The organism is Angustibacter peucedani, assembly GCF_054779595.1.
In genome coordinates this window covers 1-1,219 of the sequence record NZ_BAAGXY010000158.1, presented here as the reverse complement: position 1 = coordinate 1,219, position 1,219 = coordinate 1, and the positions used below count along the sequence as shown (strand labels likewise).

Here is a 1,219-nt window from a genome sequence, read left to right as displayed (position 1 = left end):
GCGGGCGCGTGCGCGCCACGCGGGCCTGGGCCTCGGTCGGCGGGCTGGCTGCGGCGGCCGGCCCGGTGCTGGGCGGCCTGCTCGTCGAGGCCAGCTGGCGCTGGATCTTCCTGGTCAACCTGCCGATCGGGCTGGTCGGCCTCGTCGCCGGGCGCCGCGCGCTCCCGCACCCGCCGGCGCACCCGCGCACCCCGCTGCCCGACCTGGTCGCCGCGGCGCTGGCCGTGGTCGGTGTCGGCGCCCTGGTCGCCGGCCTCCTGCAGGGACCGACCTGGGGCTGGACGTCGGGTGGCGTGCTCGGGCTGCTCGCGCTCGCCGTCGCGGCGGCCGGGGTCGTGGTGCGGCGGTGCCTCACCCACGCCGTGCCGCTCGTCGAGCCGACGCTCGCCCGGGCCCACGGGTTCGCCCGCGCCAACGCGGCGCTGTTCGCCTTCAGCGTCGCGTTCGCGATCATGCTGGTGTCGAACGCCCTGTGGTGCCAGCAGGTCTGGGGCTACAGCCCGCTGCGCACCGGCCTGGCGATGGTGCCGGGGCCGGCCCTGGTGCCGCTGGTGACGATCGCGTCGAGACGGCTCGTCGAGCGCGTGGGTCCCGGCGCCCTGGCGGCGGTCGGCAGCCTGCTGTTCGGGCTCGGCCTGGCCTGGCGGGCGCTGGTCGCCGACGCCGCGCCGTCCTACGTCGTCGACCTGCTGCCCAGCATGGTGGTCGGCGGGGCTGGCGTCGGGCTCGCCCTCGGCACCCTGATGGCCGCCGGGACGACGTCCCTGCCCGCCGCGAGCGCCGCCACCGGTTCTGCGCTGCTCAACGCATCGCGCCAGGTGGCCTCGGGCGTCGGCGTCGCGGTGCTCGTCACCGTGCTCACCGCGTGGCACCCCCCGGCCGCCGTCGACGCCTACCGCGCGGCCTGGTGGGCCGCGGCCGGCCTGAGCCTGCTGGCGGCGGTCGGGGGGCTGGCGGTGCACGCCGGACGTCGTCCGGCACCGCCCGCAGCCGCCGCGGTCGCCGAGCCGGCGGCGGTCACGCCGTGACCGTGCAGGTGGCGGTGACCTCCATCGACCGCACCTGGTTCTCGTGGGTCGGTGCGCACGGCGGGCTCGTGGCCAGCCACCTGGCGCGCGCGGCCTCCGACGCCGCGTCCCCCGACCTCGCGCTGCGCAGCCTCACCGCGCACTTCCTGCGACCGGTCGACGAGCGCCTGCTCGAGCTGGCCGCCACCCCG

At 78.5% G+C, this 1,219-nt stretch carries 2 protein-coding genes; both read left to right on the top strand.

Features of this window, described 5'->3' with window-relative positions:
• On the top strand, positions 1 to 1,028 hold a 1,028-nt coding region (locus tag ACYVJ4_RS18295), incomplete at its 5' end, for an MFS transporter (protein WP_460461510.1).
• On the top strand, positions 1,025 to 1,219 hold a 195-nt coding region (locus ACYVJ4_RS18290; protein WP_460461509.1), incomplete at its 3' end, for an acyl-CoA thioesterase domain-containing protein. The genes ACYVJ4_RS18295 and ACYVJ4_RS18290, both read left to right, overlap by 4 nt.